The following is a 22594-nucleotide window of genomic DNA, read 5'->3' as shown; positions in this document are numbered from 1 at the left end:
CACAGCTTAATTAAGATCTATCCAAATAGGAGAACTCCAAGCCATAGCTCCATTTTCTTGCGTGACTCGTAGGTAATAAAAGGCAAAAGGAGCCCCGTTTTTGGGGTCTTCAAGAGTGGCCTGAGCAAATGGGGTCAAATCATCATACTCATATTCAAAATTATTCCCATCAGGATAGAAAGTATGAAGCGTGTCTCCATTGCGGATAATCTCGACAGAGGAAATCTTTGCAGTTCCTGCCACGTATCCTGAAATATGTCTGTTAATCATTAAGCCCGGTTTCATAGCTGTCGAAAGTTCTGAGCCCATAGGAGCAGATGTAATTTGGAAGCTTAAAATAATTCTTTGACCTGTTGTTGCGTAGCATTGGCGTTGGTACAAGGCTTCAAGCAAAGAATCTCGAGAATATTTATTACAGACGACAGCAGTTAACCCTGGAGAGTATTGTTGTTGATCTGAATCAAAAAAGTTGCCGTATAGGTTTCTATCATCAAGACCTCCGGCTACAAATCCAAAACGTAAATTTCTCTTTAAGGCAGACAAAAGGGTGCCTTGGGGATTTTCAGAGTCTATAGAACCTTTGATAGGGAAGGGGTTTCCTTCAGCCTCTGTTCTTTCTGAACATCCCCAAGCATTGTAAATCTCTACAACCCGCTCAAATTCAGGATGGAAATTCTGAAAATCATAACCAAATTTTTTCGATGCAGTAAAGCATGGAATCGAAATCAACTCGTGACTGGTGGACTGCTTATATAGCTTAGACAAGGGGAATAGTTTACACTCTTTATGCTTGCCTGGAGATTTGGGCTCTTTCATCATAAGAACCTCGCGAATTCCTTCGCCGGGTTCTTCAGAAAGATACTGTGCTCCAGATAGAGCAATGAAGCGGTCCTCTTCATTGAAATCAGAGACCGTTTGGTTGATAGCTTTAATGGTTTCAGGAGTGAGTCCATCTTGAATTTCGAATGAAGATGTTGCAAAGAAATTCAAAGCACAGTCATCCCGAAAATAACGTAAACAAGATTCAATATTGCTCTCAGAGTCGACGCGCTCAGATTCTCCATGCAAAAGTCCCCATAAAAGATGAGAAGAGGTTTCTACAAAACATTTAATGGGTGCAGACGTAAACACTTCTTTTGTTGCTTGATTACGTAACTGAATACGATAAATCCCTGGCTCATTGAAATACAGATTGGGAAGAATGACGAACCCCGTCTCAGGAATAAACAATTGCCAGCTGAGATTTTCTCGCAGATGCTCATAAGAAAGCTCTATATGGGTTTCTTCTGGGGAAAAATTTGTTAAATTTCCAAATTCGTCTTCAAAGCGAACGGTAATATCAAAGCGTTTGTTTTTGACCACATAAGAGGGAGCAAAGATACGGATATTCTTTAAAACATTTCCGCGGATGTCCATGGTGAAGATATCAGGATCTTCAAAAACTCCTTTACCTGTAGGATCGATATAAAGAGAAAACGGCTTACGGCGCTGAGTAAACAATTGAGCTCCATTGCCGGAAGCATCTTCTTGAGGGAAATTAGGAGAGGCCCCGAGAATAATGGAAAAAGTATCTCCTATTTCTATATCGCAGGGGAGAACAAATTCGAAGGCGGGGATACAGGCTCCGGGAGCATACACTGCTCGTGCTGTCACAATATCCTCAGAAGGGGTTTCCAAATAGATCGTGTTACGCGGTTGAGAGAGGTCTGTAGAGGGAATCTCCCAGTCTATGGGGCGTCCGTCTATTCCTAAGTCAAATTTGAGTAATGTTCCCTCTGGGAGGAAATTAGCTGAAGAATATTCAAACCTCCAGGTAGAAATTTGACCGGCCCTAGCAACTGAAGGAGTAACGTAACAAACAGATCTACGCATAGCAACTAATATATAAGTTTGAGTAACCAGGAAGTCCTTTTCATGTAAAAATTTTGCTTTGGCACGCTTTACAAAGGATCTTCGAAGACAAAGTTATGTTACACCAAAAATTTTTTCAGGACCACACAACTTTGATTGAGACACATCACTTGAAAAGAGAATGAGTAAAAGACTGGATTAAGCATTTTCTTTTGTTAAAGCTTGTAAAGCTTCATTTACGGAATCAAAAACCTTGAAATAGGACAGAAATCCCGTAACATAAAGAGTTTGCTCAACCGTTTTAGAAATGGAGGTCAGAGCAATTTTCCCTGCATTTTTCCCAACTTGGTGGTAGCTTTGTAAAAGAACACGAATGCCCGCACTAGATATATAGTCTAAAGCTGTACAATCCAAAATGATGTTTTTCATGCCGTTCGAAAGAGATTCAGAAATGCTTTCTTGTACAGCTGGAGAGGAGACCCCATCGAGTTTTCCTTGTAAATGAAAAATTCCGGTTTGACCTTGTTCTTCTTTTTGAAAATTACTCATGAGGTCTAAGGCTCCTAAGATTGAGTAGTTAGAAGGACTGTTTTGTTTTTAGGGAGTTTACAAAAGGATTCTACAGACATTATGACTAGAAGGCCCTTCCGTAATTTTTCTTCTACTATGGCTATACATTTTAGACAACAGATAGAGAAACTAGATTTTACTAATGATTTCATTGAGAATAGGTTGTCTTATGATAAAGGTTTGCGCCTTCTTGGAGTGATTTTCATTTTTTCTACACTACGGTCGGAGCAAGATAAGATATCAATATCAAAATCTTCGTAGTAAATTTTCATTCCTTTTTCAGGAACAGCTCCTAATTTATGAAAAACATATCCACCAAGGGTGTCGTAGCTGTTTTCATGTGCGATGCGCAGGCCCAAACATTCTTCAGCGTCAGAAATATTCATGCGGCCATCCACAATCCAAGCATTCCCCACTTTTTTATAGTGAACATCTTCTTGATCATCGTATTCATCTGCGATTTCTCCAAAAATTTCTTCAACGATGTCTTCCATAGAAACCAAGCCCTCCGTGAACCCATACTCATTCACAACAATAGCTAAGTGGCACCGCTTCTGCCGAAATTCTTGTAAAAGTAAAGAGACTCGGCGAATTTCTGGTGTATACAGAGGGGGATAGGCAACGTACGATAGAGGTTGAGTGGTGTGAGGATCTTTATAGTACACTGGCAACAGGTCTTTTACTAGAACCATTCCTGTAATGTCGTCGATACTCTTCGTAAATAAGGGAATGCGGCTATACCCCTCATCTATGATTAGGGGGAATGCTTGAGAAATAGGAGTGTCTCTTTGAAGAGCAAAAATATCTGCTTTGGGAGTCATAATTTCTCGAGCAATCCTATCGTTTAGGCAAGCGATATTTGCTGATAGTTCGTTAGCAGGTGTTGGGGCTGAAAGTTGTGGAGTCGTAATAGAAGAGGATTGTTTAACTCCTGATAAGCATCTTTCTAGGGTTCTGATTGTAGAGGTTGAATAACGAGAAAAAGAAGGCAAAAGTTTATAAACGATCAGGATTAAAGATAGAAAGATGAACCAAAAAATAGGCTGCGGGACAGAGAAAAATGTGTTGATGTATTGATAAACAGGGGCTCCTAGCATTCCGTAAATTAGGCAAAGCAAAGGAAGTGTTTTAAATAGTGGAAGAGGTGCAGGATTTCCATTCCCGCCGTATGTTAAGGTAGAGACTCTGCGATGGATTTCTGAGCCGAAAATAAGGAAAAGAACGATGATTGCCAGCAGAATGTATAGCATGGTGAGAGGCGAAAAGGGGCTTTCTCCGGTAAAACAAGAAATTATTCTAGGAGCCTAATTTGAGGAGGCTCATAGCCTTCTTTGCATGTTACGATAAAAATTTTTATCGATATAGAGATTTCTAGAGAGAGAAGAAGACTTTTTTATGTAGTAGGTTGTAGTAACGCTTGGTTTTGAGCTAAGAAGTCCAAGGAAGAGTCTTCCTGTGCTCGCATAATCTGTTTATCTTCATCTGTTTGATCGTCGTATCCTAACATGTGTAGTAAAGAGTGGACTACATAACGGGAGATCTCATGATATAACTGGGATTGTGTATATTGCCCCAGGAATCGCATGGCTGCTTTAGGACTAACAAAAGCTTCTCCTAGAACATGCGGAAAAGAAGGGTCGCCTGGTTTGTCTATGGGAAGCGTGATGGTGTCTGTTAGGGAGGGGTCAGAAAATTGCTCATCATGCAGTTGAGCAAGAGCAGCATCTGTTAAAAAATAGATATACACCTGATCTGTAGAAATTTTATGCATCTGCAGAAATAAAACAACAAGACGTCGAACAGATTGTAAATCTATATCAACGTCTTGTTGCTCGTTAGAAACAAAAATTTGAGGAGAAGATGAATCCAAAATAAACAAAAAAAATACAAATTATTTAATCACAGGAGTTTTAAGAAGGCCTGTGACTTTCTTAGCGGTAGCATCGTCCCAGCGCCCTAATTTACGCAAAACTTCGATGCGCTCAAAACGCTTAAGAACGTTTCTTTTGGTTTCTCCTTTAACAGATTTTCCGTAACTGCGATGTCTAGACATGTTTTTTCTCTAATAACTAACCAATTTGAGGAACAAAAACGCCAACACTATTCACCGTGTTGGTGTGGACCTTAAAAGCAATTCTTGGAGCATCTTTTGGATGCTGAATAGCATAAACGGGTTTGCGTTTCTTTGGACTTTGAGCTCTACGGCGAGCTTGTTTACTCATTCGTGTCATATAAATAACCCAACAAGATCTTTCTTTCCGGATGAAAAGAGATTTACGAAGAAAATAGCAACTTAGCTGCGGCTGTTGCTCATGAAGAGAACAGAATAGTAGAGAGCTGTTTTTTTTTCAATAGAGCTCTAAGCAGGCTTCAACTAAAAAATTTTTGCGCAACAAGCGACGATTGAAGGGATTAAGAATTAGGATTTATGAATGGAGAAGAAGCGCAGGGGTCCGAGTTCAATACTCCACAAGAGATCACGTATTTGAATGCATCTTCAATTTTCATATCTAGAAAGGTAATGTCCGATTTTTTAAACAAAGTCAGGAACCCAGAAGTAGGGTTTGGAGTTGTCGGAATGAATACAGTAATCATGGGGTCATCAGCGTTTCGAGAGCATGATGTTGGAGCGTCTCCCGCCACTAGACCGATGCATAGAACTTCTTTGTTAGGGAAGGGGACCATGACCACTTGTTTGAAAGATCCGGATTGGGAGCCAAAAATTGTCGTCATGACCTGTTGAGCTGCCTTATAGACAGTTTTGATAATTGGGATCCTATGAAGGACTTTGTCATAAACAGATAGTAAAGATTTAAAAATCATAAGGCGGGCAAGGAATCCAAGCAGAACTGTTGTAAAGAAAAGCCCAAATAAAAGTACAATTTGTAAGCCAAATCTAAGAAAAGCTTTGTATTTAGCATAAAAACTAAATTTTTCGAATAAATCCGAAGCCATACCAACAAAAGGCTGTGTGAGAAAATTCATAATCATCCCAACAACCGCGATGGTAATTGCTAAGGGGAGAAGAATAACTAGGCCAGTAATAAAATGCTTTTTCATAACAAGAGCTCCTTTGGCTTGGGAATTCCCTCTCGCTTGGAATTCTAGGCAAAACTATAGCTAAATTCTTTATAACTTGTAATTCGTTTTTGGAGTAGCAGCAGCCTCCCTTTTTGCTCTGAGGGAATCTGTAGGCGCTGGTATTTTTTAATAGGATTAAAGATTTTTCGGATAACAAGAAATATCGTTGATTTAAAGCGGTAGTTTCTCTACAATGGTCCCGAGTGTGGCTAGATAGCTCAGCTGGTAGAGCAGAGGACTGAAGATCCTTGTGTCGTCGGTTCGATCCCGGCTCTGGCCATCTTATGAGTGTGCGAGTGTACTCGCAAGTGGCGTTCAGGGGGTTGGACGGAGGCCCTCTAACTTTTTTATAGCAGGTTTCGCATCTACTCAGAGAATTAAAAGTTGCTACGATCCGCATGTGCTTTGGCCAGTGCCCTGGATTAGGAAAAAGGAGCGCCGGTCTTTTTGAAGCGTGGGGGAAGTAGTTATGTTTGTTGTTCGCTTAAGGATGATATATCTGTAGGCATTAACACAAAGGCTCTCCGGACAAGTCAGGCGCTTCCTTCAGGATGGGGAGTTTCAACAAGTAAAGTTTATAGGAAAAATTAATGGAGCCTTACGCTGTAATTCAGACTGGAAATAAGCAATACCAGGTTCGCAAAGGCGATGTTATAGACGTCGAATTGTTGGATGGTATTTCTGAAGAGAACAAAGAAGTCCTTTTTCAAGAAGTTTTGTTTACTTTTGATGGAGAGAAAGCTTCCGTTGGGGCTCCAACTGTTGGTAGCGCTGTAGTGAAAGGGGAACTAGTTTCTTTTGTTCGCGGAGAGAAGGTTGTGGCTTACAAGTACAAAAAACGTAAGAATTACCACAAAAAAATAGGTCATCGTCAAAATTACCTTCGGGTGAAGATTTGCGATTTGGTTATGTAAATTGTAAGAAACATAAAGGGTTTTTGAGTCATGGCACATAAGAAAGGTCAGGGAGCAAGCCGTAACGGTCGCGATTCCGAATCAAAGCGTCTTGGTTTAAAAGTTGGCGCAGGGCAAAGAGTTTCTACTGGGAGCATTTTAGTTAGACAACGAGGGACTAAGTGGCATCCTGCAGTGAATGTTGGTAGAGGAAAAGACGATACACTATTTGCTTTAGTGGATGGTATTGTTGTTATGAAAAAAACGGATCGTACTTACGTTTCTGTTATACCACAAGCTTAGTTCGTTTTTATTTATAATTTAGTTTTTCGAGCTCTATTTTTGCCTAAGCGTAAAAATGGGGCTTTTTTTGTTTGTCCAGGACTAGTCTCATGTTTGTTGATCAAATTACTTTAGAGTTACGCGCAGGGAAAGGCGGTAACGGTGTTGTAGCTTGGAGAAAGGAAAAATATCTTCCTAAGGGAGGCCCTTATGGTGGTAATGGTGGTAATGGCGGGTCGATTCTTATAGAAGCTGTTGCCAACATGTATTCTTTTGAAGAATACCGGAATCTTCGTTTTCTTAAAGCAAATGATGGGCAGCCTGGGGCTAGTAATAATCGTACAGGAAAAAATGGTAAGGATCTGGTTTTAAAGGTTCCAGAGGGAACTCTTTTACGGGATGCTCATACTGGAGAGCTAATCCATGATTTCACTAAAGATGGAGACCGCATTGTTGTTTGCCAAGGAGGTAGAGGTGGTAAAGGAAATGTGTTCTTTAAAACATCTGTTAACCGAGCTCCAACAAAAGCAACTCCAGGGAAGCCTGGTGAGATTCGTTTGGTAGAATTAGAACTCAAACTCATAGCTGATATTGGTCTCGTGGGCTTCCCTAATGCGGGGAAATCTACTTTATTTAACAATCTCGCTCGTGCAGAAGTTAAAGTAGGTGCCTACCCTTTCACAACCCTACAGCCTTCGTTAGGATTAGTTCATCAAAAAGGGTTTTTATACCAGAAACCGTGGGTTATAGCAGATATCCCTGGGATTATTGAAGGCGCTTCGCAGAATCGGGGCTTGGGATTAGATTTTCTTCGTCATATTGAACGAACGCGATTGTTATTATTGGTGGTCGATATCTCTGGAGTAGAAAGAAATTCCCCTGAGAAGGATCTTGAAATTTTGCTTAACGAGCTCTCGGCTTATAAAGAAGATCTTAAAAATAAAAGTATGGTGATCGCTTTAAATAAGACAGATCAGTTATTGCCTGATGAACGAGAAGAACGTCTGGCTCTTTTAAAGCGTACATTCCCTGATCAACAGTTTATCTTGCTGTCAGGACTTACTGGAGAGGGAGTGGATGCATTGCACGATCTTTTTAACAGTAAACTCAGTGAGTAGGCTGCTCCCATTAAGATTGCGATAACGGGTCCAACTGGTAGGTCCAAGATATAGGCGAGAATGATTCCTAAACATGAGCAGCACATATTCAAAATGGATGCAGTATAGATAATACGGCTCATTTTAAAAGAAAAACGACAAGCTATCGACACAGGTAAAACAAGCATACTTAACATTAAAATGACTCCCATTACGTACATGAGAACGACTGTTGTGATTGCTGTCAGGATAAGTAGTAATAAATACCAAGCCTTTACAGAATAGTGATTTAATGCCATGTATTTCTCATCAAAGCACAAAGCTAAGAATCGTGTATGACAAATCGATACAGTAGCAACAATTAGAAGATCTAAGATCCCAAGAAAGTAAAGGTCTTTAGGAGTTACCCAAAGAATATTTCCAAAAAGAAAGTCCGCAAGATCCGAATTAAACGAGGGAAGTTTTGATATGCATAACATTCCCACGGCCATACCGATAGACCAAATCATAGAAATAATAGAGTCTTCACGTTCATGGTATTTCAGATGAACGTTTCCAATACAAATCGCCACAAAGATTGCGCATGCAATAGCTCCGTGCAAAGGCGAGATAGGTAGATCAAACTGATATTGCAGCCATAAAGCAATCCCAACTCCTCCTAGAATCGAATGGGCTATGCTTCCGCTAATAGATACGATGCGTTTCACTACGATATATGATCCTACGATTCCCCCAGCAATGGAAGCTCCCAACGCAGCTAACAAGGAAGGAAACAAAAGAGGTGGGAGAAGAGAAGAGAGAACGGAGATCATGAATTTTTACCAAAAGTGTTACAACAAAATCGTTCTGAAATGGTTTTAGTGTCTGCCAAAGCTGTTAATTTTTTATTCATGAAGAATACTTTATTAAAACACCCTGCAGTGTGATGTAAGTCATGAGTGATCATAAGGATCGTGCAGTGCTGATTTAGAGCGGAAAGAATTTGCAAAATCTTTTGTTGATTAGCAGGGTCAATATTAGCTGTTGGTTCATCTAATAGAAGGAATTCTGGACGAGCAGCTAAAGCTCTAGCCAAAAGAACCCGTTGGATTTGTCCTCCGGACAGATGGGAAAAGCACGAGTCTCGGTAGGGGAGCAGATCGACTGTATGAAGAGCTTCTTCGGCGGCTTCATGATCCTGCTTGGTATAACGTCCATACCACGGAAGAGTTGCTAACCGGCCAGAAAGAACAGTTTCTTTGACGGTAATAGGAAATGCAGCATCATAGGCAAAGTGTTGGGGGACCCAACCTATGGATAAAGGACTATTTTCTCGCGTAGAGTAGGTAGAGATTTTCCCACAGGTAGGTTGCAATAGCCCAAGCATAATCTGCGTAAGAGTCGTTTTCCCTCCTCCGTTAGGCCCGATAATTCCAATGAAATCTCCAGAACAGATTTCGCAGGAGACGTGGTCAACAATTAAAGGACCTGTTTTTCCGTAGCGAAAAGACACATTCTCGAGTAGTAATTGTTTTGTCATAAACTTGCAAAGGCCGTTGCGATAGCTATTAAATTAGTGAAAATATCCTCAGCATAAGGATCTAGTAGAATGGGGGTCATATTGAACTTTCGCACTAAAGCAGCACTACTACGTTTCCCGGCATGTTTTAGCAAAATAACGGAATGCAAATTATGATCGCGAATTGTTCGTTCCACGCGAACAATGTCTTTAGGGGATAATTCTGAATGATTAGGGCGTTCAATAGTATGTTGTGTGAACCCGTAGTCTCTACAAAAATAGGCAAAAGCTCCGTGGGTAACTAAGATATTCCGTTGAGAGGCTTCAGAAACAATAGAAGAGACTTGTTGATCTAACTGATCAAGCTTGTCTTGTAATAACAAGCTGTTTTTACGATATAAAGCCTCATGCTCTGGAGACATTTCGATTAAAGATTCTGTTATAGATTCAATTTGAATTTTTAAATTTTTCGGGCTTAACCAAGTGTGAGTATCAAAATTTAGAAAACGTTGGCAACAAGACCCATTCATGATTTTATCGATATTGGCAGCAAGGTCTACCTGTTTACAAGAGATAATTCGCTCACAAGTCCTTTCAAATCCTTCTCCGATTCGAAACCAAAGTTTTACCTGGCGTATTTTTTCTATATATTTGGGAGGAAGCTCATAGTTGTGGGGATCACGATTATCCGTAACTATAGAAAAGACTTGGCACGTATCACCAGCAATTTGTTCCACAAGAAATTTATAAGGAACAATACTAACCAAAACCTGCTTTCGACTAGGAATCTCGTCTCCATAAGAATGAATGATCCCCAAAGAAAGGAGGAGAAAAATAAGTAAGCGCATACTATCTTAAAATATTAACAACGGACCATTATTCTATTGTTTAGCAATTTTGTTCAATGGCTTGTCTCCCGTATAATTTATTCTTTAGGGAAGAGACTGTTAAAGATTGTACAGAGATTTGTTGAATGACAAGTTGGGCAAGGATTTTTTTGGGTAACGATGAGTTTTATAAGAAAAAGCTGGAGATAAAATCTTAAAAAACTAAGAATGTTTTTTCTACTGCCTTAATGGTCTGCTTAGTGACGGTAGCTAAGGCTTTTAGGGCGTAGTCTGTACTTATGGAGAGATGTCCGAGTGGCTTAAGGAGCACGCTTGGAAAGCGTGTGTGCGTTAACGCGTACCGAGGGTTCGAATCCCTCTCTCTCCGTTTGTCACATTTGCACAAATGACCCTCACCACTGCAAGTGTGTCTTTGTTTTCGCCAGAATGTTCTTGAGTCGGAGAATTGATGGTGAGAGACAAGTTCCTAGAAGGCAGCTCTAGTCAAGAGCTGCCTTCTAAGAATTGTTAGAAGGTCATGCGGGCGCCGCAGTTAATCATATTAGCTAACGTATGAGCATCCGCTTCTAGTGTGTAGGAACCATACAGTGTCCATAAAGGCCCGAGGTACAGCTGTGTACTGTATTCTGCTCGAGAGGTGTTTCTTGTTGGGACTCCGCAAATAATTTCTCCTCCTTCTCCGGATGAAAGTACCTTGTACTTGCATACTGGTGAGTTTCGATAGATGGATGGCATATAAGCTACAGAGAATCTGTTATACATCAAAATATCGTTACCTTTGAACTCTCCCTCTAGGGCTATCCCTAAAGGTGTTGCCAAATTTCTATAAGTGCAGTTACCGAAGTAACGAGGATCGTATTCTGTTTCCGTAAATTGTTTTTGACGAATGCTGGAGTATTCAAACTCTCCGAAAACAGAAATGCGTTTAGAATCCCCTTGTGTAGGAGCTTTTAAGACGGAAGATAGGCGCAACGCAGCTAACCATCCTAAATCCTCCCACTCTCCTTTGTTTCGTTCACGAATTGTAGGATAGTGGGTAACGGTATCATGTTTAATGTAACCATAAGAAATCACCCCTTGCAATAAGAGTGGTAGGGTTCGTTCTGTTCCTCTATTCATTACCAAGTGAAAAGGTCTTCCTCCATAAACAGAGGCTTGATAAGAGTATTCGGATCCTTTGTGCGTGTAGTTATGCTCTTGTTTCAAAGACTTGCTTCTTCCAATCATCTTAGAAAATGCAGCTCCAATGATCAGATCTTGAGCAGGTTTCGCATCTAAAGCAACAGAAGCGCCTCTACTGTAGTAAGTCATTTCCTCAGATCGTGGACCGCCTCTCTGAGAAAGCTTTGTTCCTACTCCAGATACCCACAAGTTGTTGTAAGCAACCTCATCAAATCTAGCGAGATTCAACTTATCATTAATCAAGCCTTGTTTGACGGTGGCCATAGACATTTGAGAGCCTAGGATCGAGTTGGCATAGAAGTGATTATCTCTAGGAATATAGACCCACTGTCTGTAGGATTTGAATGTCCAGATAGCTTGGATTCCTGTTTGTAAGTTGCTTAGATCAAGCGTAAGGTTTCCCGTGTAGCCTTTTTGAGGGGAAATATCGCCTGACAGCACCACTTTCTGTGCTTGCATTTTGTTGGAATCTTTAGGCAGCACCAATAAAGAGATTGTTTGGTCAGATCCTAATGCAGGGTTTTGGAAGAATGTTCCGTTAGGATCGACTAGAGTAATCACTCCATCAATAATAACCTTATTACCTATTGTTCCTGGATTTGCTGGAACTGCTGCCGTCAGGTTTTTAGTAATAGAAGCTTGGGCTGAGGCTGCTACAGGAGAAGGGGCAGAGTTAGAGGTTGGAGCAGAGGAGCTGCTAGAGTCCGATGAACTTGCTCCACCGCTTCCATTAACGCTACTATCTGTGCCAGTAGAGCTGCCGCCGTTACCAGCGTTGGTAGCATCTTGGCCACTACCGGAGCCTCCGCCGCCAGAATTGCTGTCTACACTTCCGCTGCTAGGATTGTTGTCTGCACTTCCGCTGCTTCCCCCTTGAGCTCCGCTATTTCCACCACTGGTGGTATCTACGATTCTCAGTTCTGGAGGCGTGAAAAGCCCTCCTCCGGGGGATACGGTGGTTCCTACGCTTGATAAGTCGATGGTGAGGTTATTTATCACTAAGGATCCATCGGCTGTAGCTTGGTTAGAAAGAACTGCTCCCGGTTCCATGATAAGCGAGGAGCCCTCTCTCTGATCGAACGAAATCACATGAAGTTCTGTGTTAGCTTTCAATACAAGTGATCCACTGTGTAGAACCACATTTTGCGGAATATAGGATTTGTTCTCATGTAACTCAGAAGAGAACATAATTGTTCCCGTGAAAGCAGAGTTTACAGTGTTAGCATTAATATCTAAGGTATCATAGTCGGATGCTCGCGTTCCTGTTTTCTTAGTGGTTGTTCGGATCGCATCAAAAAAGCTTATCGTTTTGCCTTCTGCTGCTTGCATAGTGAGTTTAACATCTCCTCCGATACTGCAGAAACTAGGTTGTCCTATAGCTGGAGCAGTAGGACGGTACTCATTGTTACGGAAACTGATATTTCCCCCGGAAGCTATAAGTTTTAGAGGAAGGTTCTCTGGTGTTGTTGTTGGCGGTGTCTGAGAAGTTGGTTGTGTTCCATTTGTAGCAGCAATTTGTCCAAAAATGGCAGCTCCATACTTCTTGACAGCTTCTGTAGAGATTGCTGTGGTACTGTTTGTTGGAGTTACTAAGTTTCCTGTAAAAAGAACAGATCCCAAAGATTCGATAGACGCTTCTTTAGTGAAGTAAATTGCACTACCTTCTTCTGCAGAACTGTTTTGGTTAAATGTTGCAGTATAGGCCTTGATAGATACAGTAGGAGCGTAAATAGTTGCTCGTTTTAGGGCTTTATTTTTTTCAAAATAGTAAGAACCACCTTCGAGTCTTACCGTATCCTTGTTTTGTGTGTCAGGAGTTGTACTTGGGGTTCCTGGGTCAGAGACTGTAGTAGTACCGGAATTGTTATCTACAGGGATTGCACCAGCCACTAATCCAATAGCAGATCCAATGTCGGCAGTATTTTCTGAAAAACGTGCTCCTTTCGAGATAGAGACCGAGGTAGTGGCCCCAATAGCTCCTCCGAAGGTATCTTTGAGATTTGTACCTCCATCTTTGAGATTTGTTCTTTCATGAGTTGCAGAGTTTTTAGAAAATACCACTGGGGCTTTGATCGTAACAGTGGGGGAGAAGATGGCCCCTCCAGCAACCTGGCCTGTGGTAGATTCCGAAGAAACAGAGTTATCTGAGAAGATAATGCTTCTATTAGAGCTTCCGTTGTTAATATCTAAGGAGGTTTTAGCATAGATAGCTCCTCCTAAGACATTGGCTGTAGATCCAGAGTTCTTATTATCTATAACCGTATTCTTAGAGAACGTTCCATTTCCGGAGAAGTTTTCAATCTTAACGGTATCTCCCCAGATGGCTCCTCCAGCAACTAAAGTTGGGCTGTCACTAGATCCTTCTGTTTGGTTTCCATTAGGGCCTGCTTCTCCGGATTGTGAATCTCCTTCGCCTGTATCAGATCTAGAATCTTCTCCGCCTGCAGTAGATCCAGAAGCTTCAGAAGTAGGGGACGTAGCACTCGGAGATCCAACTGTGTTTGTAGAGCTTAGAATTGCAACACGAGAGGATGCGGTAGCTTGAGTTCCCTGACTAGTTGTGGATGATTCGGAAGAAACTGGGCTAGAAGCTTCGGGGGCTGCTGCTTCAGATTCTGTGTGTTCAGATGTAGAATCGTGTGTTTCTTCAGTTGAAAGTGTTTCTGGAGATGTCTCAGGAAGATGTTGGGTTTCACTTTCACCATTTATTTCAGGGGAGGGTGTTGAATCAGATCCTGCTGCTTGGTCGCTATTTTCACTATTGCTGCTAACTAGAGCCTCTGGCTGATCAGCTTCGTTTGAATCTGATCTTCCTTCACTTTCACTATTTCTTGCAGAGGAGGATGCTGAAGCAGATCCTTCTTCATTTTCTTCTTGCCCGCTACTTACGTCAGAAGCTTCTTCAGAGGCTCTTGACTCAGCTTCTGGTTGCTCTTGATTTGATTCATTTTCGGAGGAAGGGTTTTGATCTTGTCCATCGTTAGAAGTTGAGGGCAGATTCTCTCCGTCAGAAGGAGCGGTTCCCTCTGGTTGAGTAACTTCTGGTCCGGGATTTTCTGTTGCTTTTACAGTGTTATTGGCAAATGTAAACGCAGACTTTGTGTTGGTTATAGTAACTGTTTTTGCGTGAATTCCGGCTCCCTGCGCGATAGCAGAGTTATTAGAGGTAGATAGAGATCCTATAGCGTCAAATTCGACACTTTCTGTTAAGCAAAGACCTCCTCCAATATCTTGAGCGGTATTATTTGAGATGTCTAACTTATCAAGATTAGAGAATTTGGCTTTTTTACCGTAAACTCCACCACCTTTTTTCGCGGCCTTGTTCTCTGTAATAGAAACGGTCAAGACTTTATTGATGAATACATCAATATCACTATCAGGGCTATCAACTACAGTTTCTGATTGAGGATTGGAAGTCGCTGCTACAAAGCGGCTCGTTTTAGCAGCGGCAGCTGGTGCTCCAGGACTTGATGATGATGGGGTGGTAGACGGTTCTGTTTCCGATTTTTCTGGAGTTTTAAGAGCGTCCAGATCTGTGTAAATAGCTCCTCCGGACTTCTCAGAAGTGTTTTTAGACAGAGTAAGTGTTTTTAGATTGTTAGCAGAGAAAGCTTTAGTACATACGCCTCCTCCGCATCCCGAGGCTTTGTTATCTGAGATAGTTGTTTCTCCAGGATCTCGAGCATCACTAGTGTCGCTTGCCGTAGTAGTGGTAAAGGCTACCTTATCAGCTGCATAGATAGCTCCTCCGTCTCCTGTAGCTGAGTTTTTGACAAGCTCGATTTTAGTAACATCTGTAACGGTCAAAGATTTTTTGGTATAGACCGCACCTCCGCTACCTACAACGGGTTTGATGACTTCCGTGGTAGGGGATTGAGGAGATGTTGGGGAAGGAGATTCGCTGCCAGAAGATCCGCCGTCAGGAGATTGATCATTTGTAGAAGCAGCTTGATCGGGATTCGTGTTTTCATTAGAAGAAGCTTCTTCTTGCCGATTATTTTCGGAATCTTGTTCGTTTTGCTGGGGACTATCTTCTTGGCCTTGCGATCCGCTAACCTCTGTAGAAGCGGAACGGGTTAAAGAAAGCTGTGTTAATCTAGCAGAAGCAATACTGCCCGGTTGAGAGTCTGTGGAACCTGGGGAGCTCCCTTGAGAGCTTGTGGAACCAGGGGCGCTCTCCTGAGAGTCTTGTTTCGTATCTGTTTGGGGTTGCTCAGTATCGGTAGCAGATGCTGTCCCTACTACCCCTGCGGTGTTGCCTGTAAAGAGAACTTTCTCAGCGGTACTTACCGATATTTCGTTTTCTGAATAGATACCTCCTCCATCTTTAGTAGCAGAGTTTTCATTAAAGGAGATCTCTTTAGAGTTCGAGACAGTAAGTTTGTCTTTAGAGTAGATTCCTCCTCCACAGCCTAATTCAAAGTTTAAGGTGCTATTCGTATTTTCCGTTTTGTTCGGTTGAGAATCTAGACTAGGAGATGCGGATAAAAATCTTGAAAAGGCTGCGGCTTGGGGAGTAGAAGGAACTCCGTTGCTACCGCCACCGGAAGAATTGTTATCTGAGGCATTACTACTGCCAGAAGGAGCTTCAGCTTCTGGACTGCCAGAAGGACCTTCAGGTTCTGAACCTTCAGTTTCTGATTTATCAACAAAGGTAACTTTGACAGCATTCTTAGTGAACGTAAGAGTGTCTACGCCACTGATAGTCACTGTGGATTCTCCTAAAATAGCTCCACCAGCTTGTTTAGATAAGTTTTCTTCTAATACAAGCTGTTTAAGATTCTTTATGCTCAAAGGTCCTTTCGAGTAAATAGCCCCACCTGCTCCTGTTACTCGAATGTTTGATAGGGTGAGGGAGCCTGGATTTTCAGGGTTGTTTACAAGGGATAATTTCTCTTCATGATTGTTATAAAAGGCTCCGCCTCCACTAATTGTGTTGTTAACCCGCGGCTCTTGTTGACCTTCTTCTGTAGGCTCTGAGGGAGTAGCGTCTCCGTTAGAGCCACCATCTTGGGATATTGGGGCTCTCTCTTCTGTTTCTGCTTGCAAAGAGTACAGGAAAGAGCGGAGCGCTATCGCGCTGCTTAGAGGTTGCTCAGGAGGTGTTGATGGGGAAGCGGTGGGTGTAGAAGAAGAACCGTCTTCAGAGGCACCGTCAGATTCTTGCGAAGAGGAGGCTTGAGAATCATCTCTTGGAGTCTCTGAAGAAGGATTTTGTGGGGTTTCTTCTGGATTTGTATTTCGGCTATCCGGAGAAGAATCTTCATCGGTATCGGCATTTTCTTCGTGTTCGGGGGCTGGAGAAGGATCTTTGATCTCCTCTGGGATATTCGAGAAGCTAGAAAACGAAACGTTACCCGAAATCTCGTACTCAGCACCTCCATCTGGAATGATCTCTGTAAATTGAGAAGAGGAGCCTGTTCTGTTCGAATCTGTAAGCTTTATTGGGGATTCAGAGGAGTTAGCCTCGGTAACAGAGGGGAGAGCTGCGGCAAACACAGCGGTAGCTGATAGAAATTTCATAACTCGGATAGCCTAACTATAAAACAAAGATAGGTGTTAGATAGACCATGAATTAAAAAAAAGCAAAAACAGAAGGTTTTGGAGTCGTAATTCGAAGTTTTCAAAAAGTTTGAAAACGAAGTTTTTTTGGGGAGAATAGGGGCAAGTTTCGTGCGACTTTTTGTATTAAAATTTTTATAAAAAGCCGCTCGAATAAGTTTGGCCTCCTTGTTTCAGAGGCCACTTATTTAGAATATCATGCGAGCTCCGCAGCTAGTCATTTGTGACAGAGTGTACATGCCTACATCTATAGTATAATTTCCGTATAAGGTCCAGAAGGGTCCTAGATATAGTTGTGTACTGTATTCTGCTCTAGCAGACGTTCTTGTAGGGACTCCGCAAACAACCTCGCCTGTCTCATTCGAAGATAAGACTCGATATTTACAAACAGGGCTATTTCTATAGATAGAAGGCATGTAAGCTAAAGATAACTTGTTATACATAAGGATATCATAGCTCATGATAGCACCTTCAAAAGAGCAGCCGACAGGAACTGATAGGTTTCTATAGGCGCAATCATCAAAGTGTCGTGGATCGTAATCGATCTCTGTAAATGATTTTTGACGAATGCTGGAGTACTCAAGTTCTCCATAAAGAGAAACTCGTTTAGAAGAATTTTTAGATGGCTCTTTAAGATCCATAGAAACACGTAGATCTGCTAACCATCCGAGATCCTCCCAATCTCCTTTATTTAGCTCATGAATAGAAGGATAGCGAGTAGTCGTATCGTGTTTAATATGCCCATAAGAGACAACCCCTTGTAATAAGAAGGGTAATGCCCAGCCATGTTGTTTATTGAGTAAGAAATACAGGAACTTCCCTCCATAGACAGAGGCCTGATAAGAGTATTCGGACCCTTTATGGAAATAATTATGTACTTTCTTAATCGCTTTGGTTCTTCCAACCATTTTACTGAAAGCAGCTCCCAAGATGAAATCTGGTCTAGGTTTTGCATCAATGGCTACAGAAGTTCCTCGGCTATAATAACTAAATTCTTCTGAGAGGGGAGTCCCTTGTTGAGCTAAGAAAGTTCCCACCCCAGAAACCCAGAAGTTGTTGTAAGCAATATCATCGAAACGAGCATTGCTCAACATATTGTTGATAAGCCCTTGCTTCACGACAATCATGGAATTTTGGGAACCTAAAATTGAGTTCGCATAGAAATGATTGTCTCTTGGGATATATACCCAGCGACGATACATATCAAATTTCCAATTAGCGACAATCTTCCCTGTTTGTGGATCGGGATTCAAAGTCCAAGTTCCTATATATCCTTTCTTAGGAGCAAGGTCTCCAGAGAGAGTTAAAGCAGAAACATCGATATCATTGGTATTGCTTGGCAATTTGATTAACGGGACATTGGATAGATCTGTTCCTAAGAGGGGATTTTGGTAAAAGTTGCCGTTAGGATCGATTAAAGTAAGATTTCCCGTTAAGAAAACCTTATTATCGCCCATAGCTGGACTAGCTGCGCCAGGAGCTGAGGAGGCGGCTGCTGTATAGAGCTCTTTAGAGGCGGTTACCTTTCCGCCTACTCCGCCTACTCCGCTATTACTGCCTCCTCCTGCCCCTTGCGAATTGGAAGAAGTGGCAACAATACGTAATTCAGGAGGAGAGAAGATTTCTCCTGCTTTCGGAGTTCCCATACTAGATAAGTCAATAGTTAGTCCATTAATAGCTAAGGCTCCGTTAGCTATATTTTGGTTAGACAATACGGCTCCTGGCTCCATGATCAAACTTGAGCCAGGTTTCTGTTCAAAGGAAACTACATGTAATTCCGTGTTTTCTTTAAGAACAAGTGTTCCGTTATGCAAGACAACTTTCTGTGGAATATACGATTTATTTTCATGGAGTTCTGAAGAGAAAGATATTGTCCCTGAATAGGTTTTGTCTCCAACAGATTCATTGATATTTAGAGATGCATAACTATTTTGTGTTTGGCCAGCGTTTTTCGTGGAGGTATGGATGCAATCAAAGAAACTAATCGATCTTCCTTGCGCGGCTTGTAAAGATAGATTCACATATCCTGCGATACTGCAGAACTTTTTAGCTGGGCTGTCTGGAGTTGTATTTTGGCTGTTATTGCTGAAAGTAATATTCCCAGAGGAAGCAATGAGTTTTAAAGTTGTATCGGTTTGAGGTTGCTGGGAGCTTACAGGATCCCCAAAGATGGCAGCACCATAGTTTTTTGTATTGGTGTTTTGGCCAGAAGTTTGGGAGTTTGCTTGCTCAGCGGTTACGTTATTCCCAGTAAAAAGAACGGATCCCAAAGATTCAATGGTTGCGTCTTTAGTAAAATAAATCGCGCTCCCATCATGTGTAGATGTATTTTGGTTAAATGTGATGTTGTTCCCTTTAATGGAAACGGTCGGCGCGTAAATAGCTCCGCGTTTATTCGCTTTATTTTTTTCGAATGAGAAGGAGCCATTCTCTAGAGAAATTTTTTCAGTATCAGCAGGAGTTTGTGGAGACCCGTTAGTCGCTTTCAAGTCCAAGGTTCCTATGGCAGCTCCTAAATCTGCTGCATTTTCAGAAAAGCGAGAAGTCCCTGATAGGGAAATCGTAGTCCCTGCGATGGCTCCTCCAATGGTATCCTTAGGGCTTCCGGATGAGGAAGTTGCTGTTGCCATGGAAGCGGTGTTCTTAGAAAATGTAGTTGGGCATTTTAATGTGATTGTAGGAGAGCAGATCGCTCCACCGGCTATTTGCCCTTTGGTTTGAGCCTTCCCACTAGAGACGCTGTTCCCAGCAAAGACATAAGAAGTGCTAGAATCTTCCGCCTCTATAGATAAAGACGTTTTTGCGTAGATGGCTCCACCCTGGACATTTAAAGAGGGGTTAGAAGGGGTATTATCTATGGCAGAGTTGCCTGAAAATTGACAAAGTCCGCTACACTTGGAGAAGGAGACCGTCTCCCCATAAATTGCGCCTCCTACTACTCCTGCATATGTTAGGGGGTTTTGTGAGGGCGTTTGTTGTGAGGACGTTGGTTGTGGGGTCGTTGTTGGTGAGGACGTTGAAGAGCCTCCTGCAGAAGCTTGAGGTAAAGCTGCACCTGGAGAAGCAGCGGGTTGTGTTGCGGTTGTTGCGGTTCCTGTAGAAGAAGAGTTTGCTGTATTGTTTGAGAAAGAGAATCCTGATTGTAAATTAGAAACGGTTAAAGTTTTTGCATGAAGAGCTCCGCCTTCTTTCCCTGCGCGGTTACCAGTTGCGGATAGGGAGACAATAGCATCTAATTCTAAAGATTCTGTACAGCAGATCCCCCCACCCGTTTCCTGAGCAGAGTTTTCGGAGATGTTAAGAGCGTCTATACGGGATAGTTTAGCTTTTTTGGCGTAAACACCAGCACCCTTTTTTGTTGCAGTATTTTTACTAATCGTGGTGTTGACGACATAGTCGATTAAAAAATCCTTGTCCGCTTTAGGATCGCTCTCTTGATCCGCTTTAGGAGTAGCAGCGGCAGGATCTGTGGCTGCTGTTAAGAAAAATAAAGAAGAGGATGCAGCGGCTCCGGCTGCTCCTGCGGGGGATGGGGTTCCTGTTGTGGATGAGGTTGCTGTTGAGGGTGGGGTTCCTGTTGTGGTCGAAGAATCAGCTACAGGAGGAAATGTATCCGGACATGTATAGGCTCCGCCTCCATTTTCTGATGCAGAATTTTCAGATAATAAGACGGTCTGGAGATTAGATAGAGCAAGACGTTTTGTGCAGACCCCGCCACCGCTACCTCCTGTAGCTTTATTCCCAGTAATGATTGTTTCGCCATGTACAGGAGTAATGCCCGGGAACTCTTCACTGGTGGCAGTATAGGTCTGAGATATTTCTTTGGAGACGTAGGCACCCCCACCGCTTTTCGCAGAAGTGTTGTTGATCAGGCAAAAGCTATCAAGACCCTTCATGATAAGGGGCTTATCTTCTTTGATGAAAAGTCCGCCACCTTCTTCTTTAGCAGTGTTCTCTTGGAATAAAGTCTTTCCGGTCAGATTGGATAGGGTAATGCTATCTTCTGTGTAAAGTCCTCCGCCTTTTTTATCGGAGGAGTTTTTCAGAAATTGTAAGCGGTGTGAGTTTTCGCAAGTGAGCGCCCCTTTTACATAAGCGCCTCCTCCAACATCTGTTGCTTTATTATTCGCAATCTCGATGATCCCTGTAACGTTGGAGATAGAAAGATTTTTGTCAGTATATATCCCTCCTCCTTTCGCTGTTACAGGTGTAGGAGTAGGTGTTCCTGCGTCCGGTCCAGGTTGGGGAGATGCTGTGTCCGATCCAGATTGGGGAGATGCTGTGCCCGATCCAGATTGGGAAGATGCTGTGTTCGATTCAGATGTGGAAGATGCGGCTAACGAGTTTTTATCAGGTGATTTTGGTAGCGATAAGGAGACTTTTTTCGTTTCAAACGTGCCAGATTTATTGTATTTAATGTGAAGTTCTTCAAGATCTTGGAATTTTACATCCCCTTCGATGTAAAGAGCTCCGCCTCCTTGCTTGCTGGTATTGGAGTTAAACAGGATTTGTTTAGAAGACTGAATCGAGAGGTTGCCTTGAGCATAGATACCCCCGCCTTTTTCCTCTGCTCCATTGTTTTGGACTTTTAATGAACCAATGTTTTCAAAAAGAATATTTTTTTCAGCAAAGATTGCTCCGCCATCTTTGCTAGCTTTGTTTGTTGAAAAAACGATTGCTTTAGAGTCAGAGACAGTGAAATCTCCTTTAGCATAGACAGCACCTCCGGATCCAGGTCTATGATCCGAACTGGTATCGCTTCCTGTAGTTGGATTAGCTGAAGCGCAAATGAAACGACTACGAGCAGAAGCAGAAGAATTTGATTCAGAGGAGGTAGAGACTGTTGTTGGGGTTGGTGTTGGTGTTGTTGTTGGTGGTATTGGTGTTGTTGTTGGTGCTGTTACGGTTTCTGGTTTTGCGGTAGAAGAGGTTTCTGGTTTTTCGGTAGGAGGGGTTTCTTCTGCAACAACGATTTCTGCGGCGTTGGACGAGAATGTGGCTTGAGTGATTCCGGATAAAGAGATCTTAGAACCTCCAAAGATTCCCCCTCCAGACTGTTGAGAAAGGTTCCCTTGGATAGTCAACCCCGTAAGGTCTGTGAAAAGCAGATCTCCTTGAGAGAAAATCGCTCCTCCATCCCCAGTCATTTTGATGTTAGACAGAGTCAGAGAACCTTCGGTCCCTGATCGCGTCATAAATGATAAAACTCCGGAAAACTGATTATAGAAAGCTCCACCTCCTTTAGGATCTGGAGTGTCCGTAGTGTTTTCGGTGGTACTAGAAGAAGAGGAAGCGGCACTGACCAGTTTTCCTGTTTGAGTTGTATCGGCAGAAGGCTTGCTATTGGGGGTTGTGGTAGAGGTTGATGTATTCGAGGTCGTTGTCTTAACAGGAATATTCGTGAAATTGGTAAAGGATGCGTTACCAGAGACAATATATTCTGCGCCGTCCTCAGCAATAGTTTCTGTAAAGGTTGTAGAAGAAGAAGAGGTGCCTGTGCGAGAGAAATTCAATTCTTTAGATTCTGGGAAACAAAACCCTGAGACCGAAGGAAGAACAGCAGCAAACACAGCAGTAGCTGACATCCATTTCATAGAAGACAAACCCATTGAATACGTACGAACTCGATAGGCGTTAGATAAATCAGAAAAATAAATTAGGCAAGGTATTCCTTGCCTAATTTATCATGAAGTTCTAAAGCTTTTAACAAGCGTTCTCTATAAGAGCTTA

14 protein-coding genes, 2 tRNA genes and 2 pseudogenes are annotated in these 22594 nt (G+C 42.3%); 5 read left to right on the top strand and 13 right to left on the bottom strand.

The window, feature by feature from the left end; all coding sequences use genetic code 11:
• Window positions 1–6: 6 nt before the first annotated feature.
• From B6E89_RS02325 to B6E89_RS02300, 7 genes are all read right to left on the bottom strand, one after another.
• Window positions 7–1872, bottom strand: a complete 1866-nt coding sequence (locus B6E89_RS02325; RefSeq protein ID WP_080133089.1) for a CehA/McbA family metallohydrolase domain-containing protein — start codon at window positions 1870–1872, stop codon at window positions 7–9.
• Between the two features lie 177 nt (window positions 1873–2049).
• A complete protein-coding gene (locus tag B6E89_RS02320; RefSeq protein ID WP_035406552.1) occupies window positions 2050–2400 on the bottom strand; it encodes an anti-sigma factor antagonist in 351 nt (116 codons plus the stop codon).
• Between the two features lie 188 nt (window positions 2401–2588).
• A complete protein-coding gene (locus B6E89_RS02315) occupies window positions 2589–3671 on the bottom strand; it encodes a hemolysin family protein (protein ID WP_080123825.1) in 1083 nt (360 codons plus the stop codon).
• Window positions 3672–3814: 143 nt separating this feature from the next.
• Window positions 3815–4300, bottom strand: coding sequence for an rRNA maturation RNase YbeY (gene ybeY / locus B6E89_RS02310; RefSeq protein ID WP_080123058.1), 486 nt, complete (start codon window positions 4298–4300; stop codon window positions 3815–3817).
• Between the two features lie 12 nt (window positions 4301–4312).
• Window positions 4313–4474 (bottom strand): small basic protein, encoded by a 162-nt coding sequence (locus B6E89_RS02305; RefSeq protein ID WP_080121478.1) that lies wholly within the window; start codon window positions 4472–4474, stop codon window positions 4313–4315.
• A 16-nt stretch (window positions 4475–4490) separates the two neighbouring features.
• Complete coding sequence (locus B6E89_RS04900; protein ID WP_087877865.1) at window positions 4491–4652, bottom strand: hypothetical protein; 162 nt, start codon at window positions 4650–4652, stop codon at window positions 4491–4493.
• A 181-nt stretch (window positions 4653–4833) separates the two neighbouring features.
• Complete coding sequence (locus tag B6E89_RS02300) at window positions 4834–5481, bottom strand: DUF502 domain-containing protein (protein ID WP_035406545.1); 648 nt, start codon at window positions 5479–5481, stop codon at window positions 4834–4836.
• Window positions 5482–5709: 228 nt separating this feature from the next.
• Between B6E89_RS02300 and B6E89_RS02295 the strand changes: the two genes are divergently transcribed.
• The 4 genes from B6E89_RS02295 to obgE all read left to right on the top strand — a co-directional run bounded on the left by B6E89_RS02295 (window position 5710) and on the right by obgE (window position 7795).
• Window positions 5710–5782 (top strand) — tRNA-Phe (locus tag B6E89_RS02295).
• A gap of 310 nt (window positions 5783–6092) precedes the next feature.
• Window positions 6093–6416 (top strand): 50S ribosomal protein L21, encoded by a 324-nt coding sequence (gene rplU, locus B6E89_RS02290; RefSeq protein WP_035406542.1) that lies wholly within the window; start codon window positions 6093–6095, stop codon window positions 6414–6416.
• A gap of 30 nt (window positions 6417–6446) precedes the next feature.
• Window positions 6447–6698, top strand: a complete 252-nt coding sequence (gene rpmA, locus B6E89_RS02285; RefSeq protein ID WP_009871771.1) for a 50S ribosomal protein L27 — start codon at window positions 6447–6449, stop codon at window positions 6696–6698.
• Between the two features lie 89 nt (window positions 6699–6787).
• Complete coding sequence (gene obgE / locus B6E89_RS02280; protein ID WP_080133088.1) at window positions 6788–7795, top strand: GTPase ObgE; 1008 nt, start codon at window positions 6788–6790, stop codon at window positions 7793–7795.
• Here obgE and B6E89_RS02275 read toward each other — a convergent pair.
• From B6E89_RS02275 to B6E89_RS02265, 3 genes are read right to left on the bottom strand one after another with little or no spacing between them, the layout of a single operon-like run.
• The gene (locus B6E89_RS02275) at window positions 7711–8586 is read right to left on the bottom strand and encodes a metal ABC transporter permease (protein WP_035406535.1); all 876 of its coding nucleotides are present in this window, start codon (window positions 8584–8586) and stop codon (window positions 7711–7713) included. The genes obgE and B6E89_RS02275 overlap by 85 nt on opposite strands.
• Window positions 8583–9293 carry a metal ABC transporter ATP-binding protein gene (locus B6E89_RS02270; RefSeq protein WP_080133087.1) on the bottom strand — a complete coding sequence of 237 codons (711 nt, stop codon included), beginning with the start codon at window positions 9291–9293 and terminating at the stop codon, window positions 8583–8585. Before B6E89_RS02270 ends, B6E89_RS02275 begins: the two co-directional genes overlap by 4 nt.
• A complete protein-coding gene (locus B6E89_RS02265) occupies window positions 9290–10120 on the bottom strand; it encodes a metal ABC transporter solute-binding protein, Zn/Mn family (protein WP_035406529.1) in 831 nt (276 codons plus the stop codon). The genes B6E89_RS02270 and B6E89_RS02265 overlap by 4 nt, the downstream gene beginning before the upstream one ends.
• Before the next feature lie 280 nt (window positions 10121–10400).
• Here B6E89_RS02265 and B6E89_RS02260 point away from each other — a divergent pair.
• Window positions 10401–10487 (top strand) — tRNA-Ser (locus B6E89_RS02260).
• 140 nt (window positions 10488–10627) lie between these two features.
• Here the strand turns inward: B6E89_RS02260 and B6E89_RS02255 are convergent.
• The 3 genes and pseudogenes from B6E89_RS02255 to B6E89_RS02250 all read right to left on the bottom strand — a co-directional run.
• Window positions 10628–15349: pseudogene (locus B6E89_RS02255) on the bottom strand (polymorphic outer membrane protein middle domain-containing protein); the annotation flags it as partial.
• A gap of 252 nt (window positions 15350–15601) precedes the next feature.
• Window positions 15602–16825: pseudogene (locus B6E89_RS05060) on the bottom strand (Pmp family polymorphic membrane protein autotransporter adhesin); the annotation flags it as partial.
• 227 nt (window positions 16826–17052) lie between these two features.
• Window positions 17053–22458, bottom strand: a complete 5406-nt coding sequence (locus B6E89_RS02250; RefSeq protein WP_080133261.1) for a polymorphic outer membrane protein middle domain-containing protein — start codon at window positions 22456–22458, stop codon at window positions 17053–17055.
• Window positions 22459–22594: the final 136 nt, after the last annotated feature.

This window comes from Chlamydia suis, assembly GCF_900169085.1.
GTDB classification, from domain to species: Bacteria; Chlamydiota; Chlamydiia; order Chlamydiales; family Chlamydiaceae; genus Chlamydia; species Chlamydia suis.
The sequence above is the reverse complement of the archived record's forward strand: the minus strand, read 5'-3'. Positions and strand labels throughout refer to the sequence as shown.

Bases quoted from the DNA above. Each gene is read 5' to 3' on its own strand.
- B6E89_RS04900 (WP_087877865.1), bottom strand. From the start codon at position 4,652: ATGACACGAATGAGTAAACAAGCTCGCCGTAGAGCTCAAAGTCCAAAG.
- B6E89_RS02265 (WP_035406529.1), bottom strand. From the start codon at position 10,120: ATGCGCTTACTTATTTTTCTCCTCCTTTCTTTGGGGATCATTCATTCT.
- B6E89_RS02325 (WP_080133089.1), bottom strand. From the start codon at position 1,872: ATGCGTAGATCTGTTTGTTACGTTACTCCTTCAGTTGCTAGGGCCGGT.
- rpmA (WP_009871771.1), top strand. From the start codon at position 6,447: ATGGCACATAAGAAAGGTCAGGGAGCAAGCCGTAACGGTCGCGATTCC.
- B6E89_RS02270 (WP_080133087.1), bottom strand. From the start codon at position 9,293: ATGACAAAACAATTACTACTCGAGAATGTGTCTTTTCGCTACGGAAAA.
- rplU (WP_035406542.1), top strand. From the start codon at position 6,093: ATGGAGCCTTACGCTGTAATTCAGACTGGAAATAAGCAATACCAGGTT.
- B6E89_RS02320 (WP_035406552.1), bottom strand. From the start codon at position 2,400: ATGAGTAATTTTCAAAAAGAAGAACAAGGTCAAACCGGAATTTTTCAT.
- B6E89_RS02315 (WP_080123825.1), bottom strand. From the start codon at position 3,671: ATGCTATACATTCTGCTGGCAATCATCGTTCTTTTCCTTATTTTCGGC.
- B6E89_RS02305 (WP_080121478.1), bottom strand. From the start codon at position 4,474: ATGTCTAGACATCGCAGTTACGGAAAATCTGTTAAAGGAGAAACCAAA.
- B6E89_RS02275 (WP_035406535.1), bottom strand. From the start codon at position 8,586: ATGATCTCCGTTCTCTCTTCTCTTCTCCCACCTCTTTTGTTTCCTTCC.
- B6E89_RS02300 (WP_035406545.1), bottom strand. From the start codon at position 5,481: ATGAAAAAGCATTTTATTACTGGCCTAGTTATTCTTCTCCCCTTAGCA.
- B6E89_RS02250 (WP_080133261.1), bottom strand. From the start codon at position 22,458: ATGAAATGGATGTCAGCTACTGCTGTGTTTGCTGCTGTTCTTCCTTCG.
- obgE (WP_080133088.1), top strand. From the start codon at position 6,788: ATGTTTGTTGATCAAATTACTTTAGAGTTACGCGCAGGGAAAGGCGGT.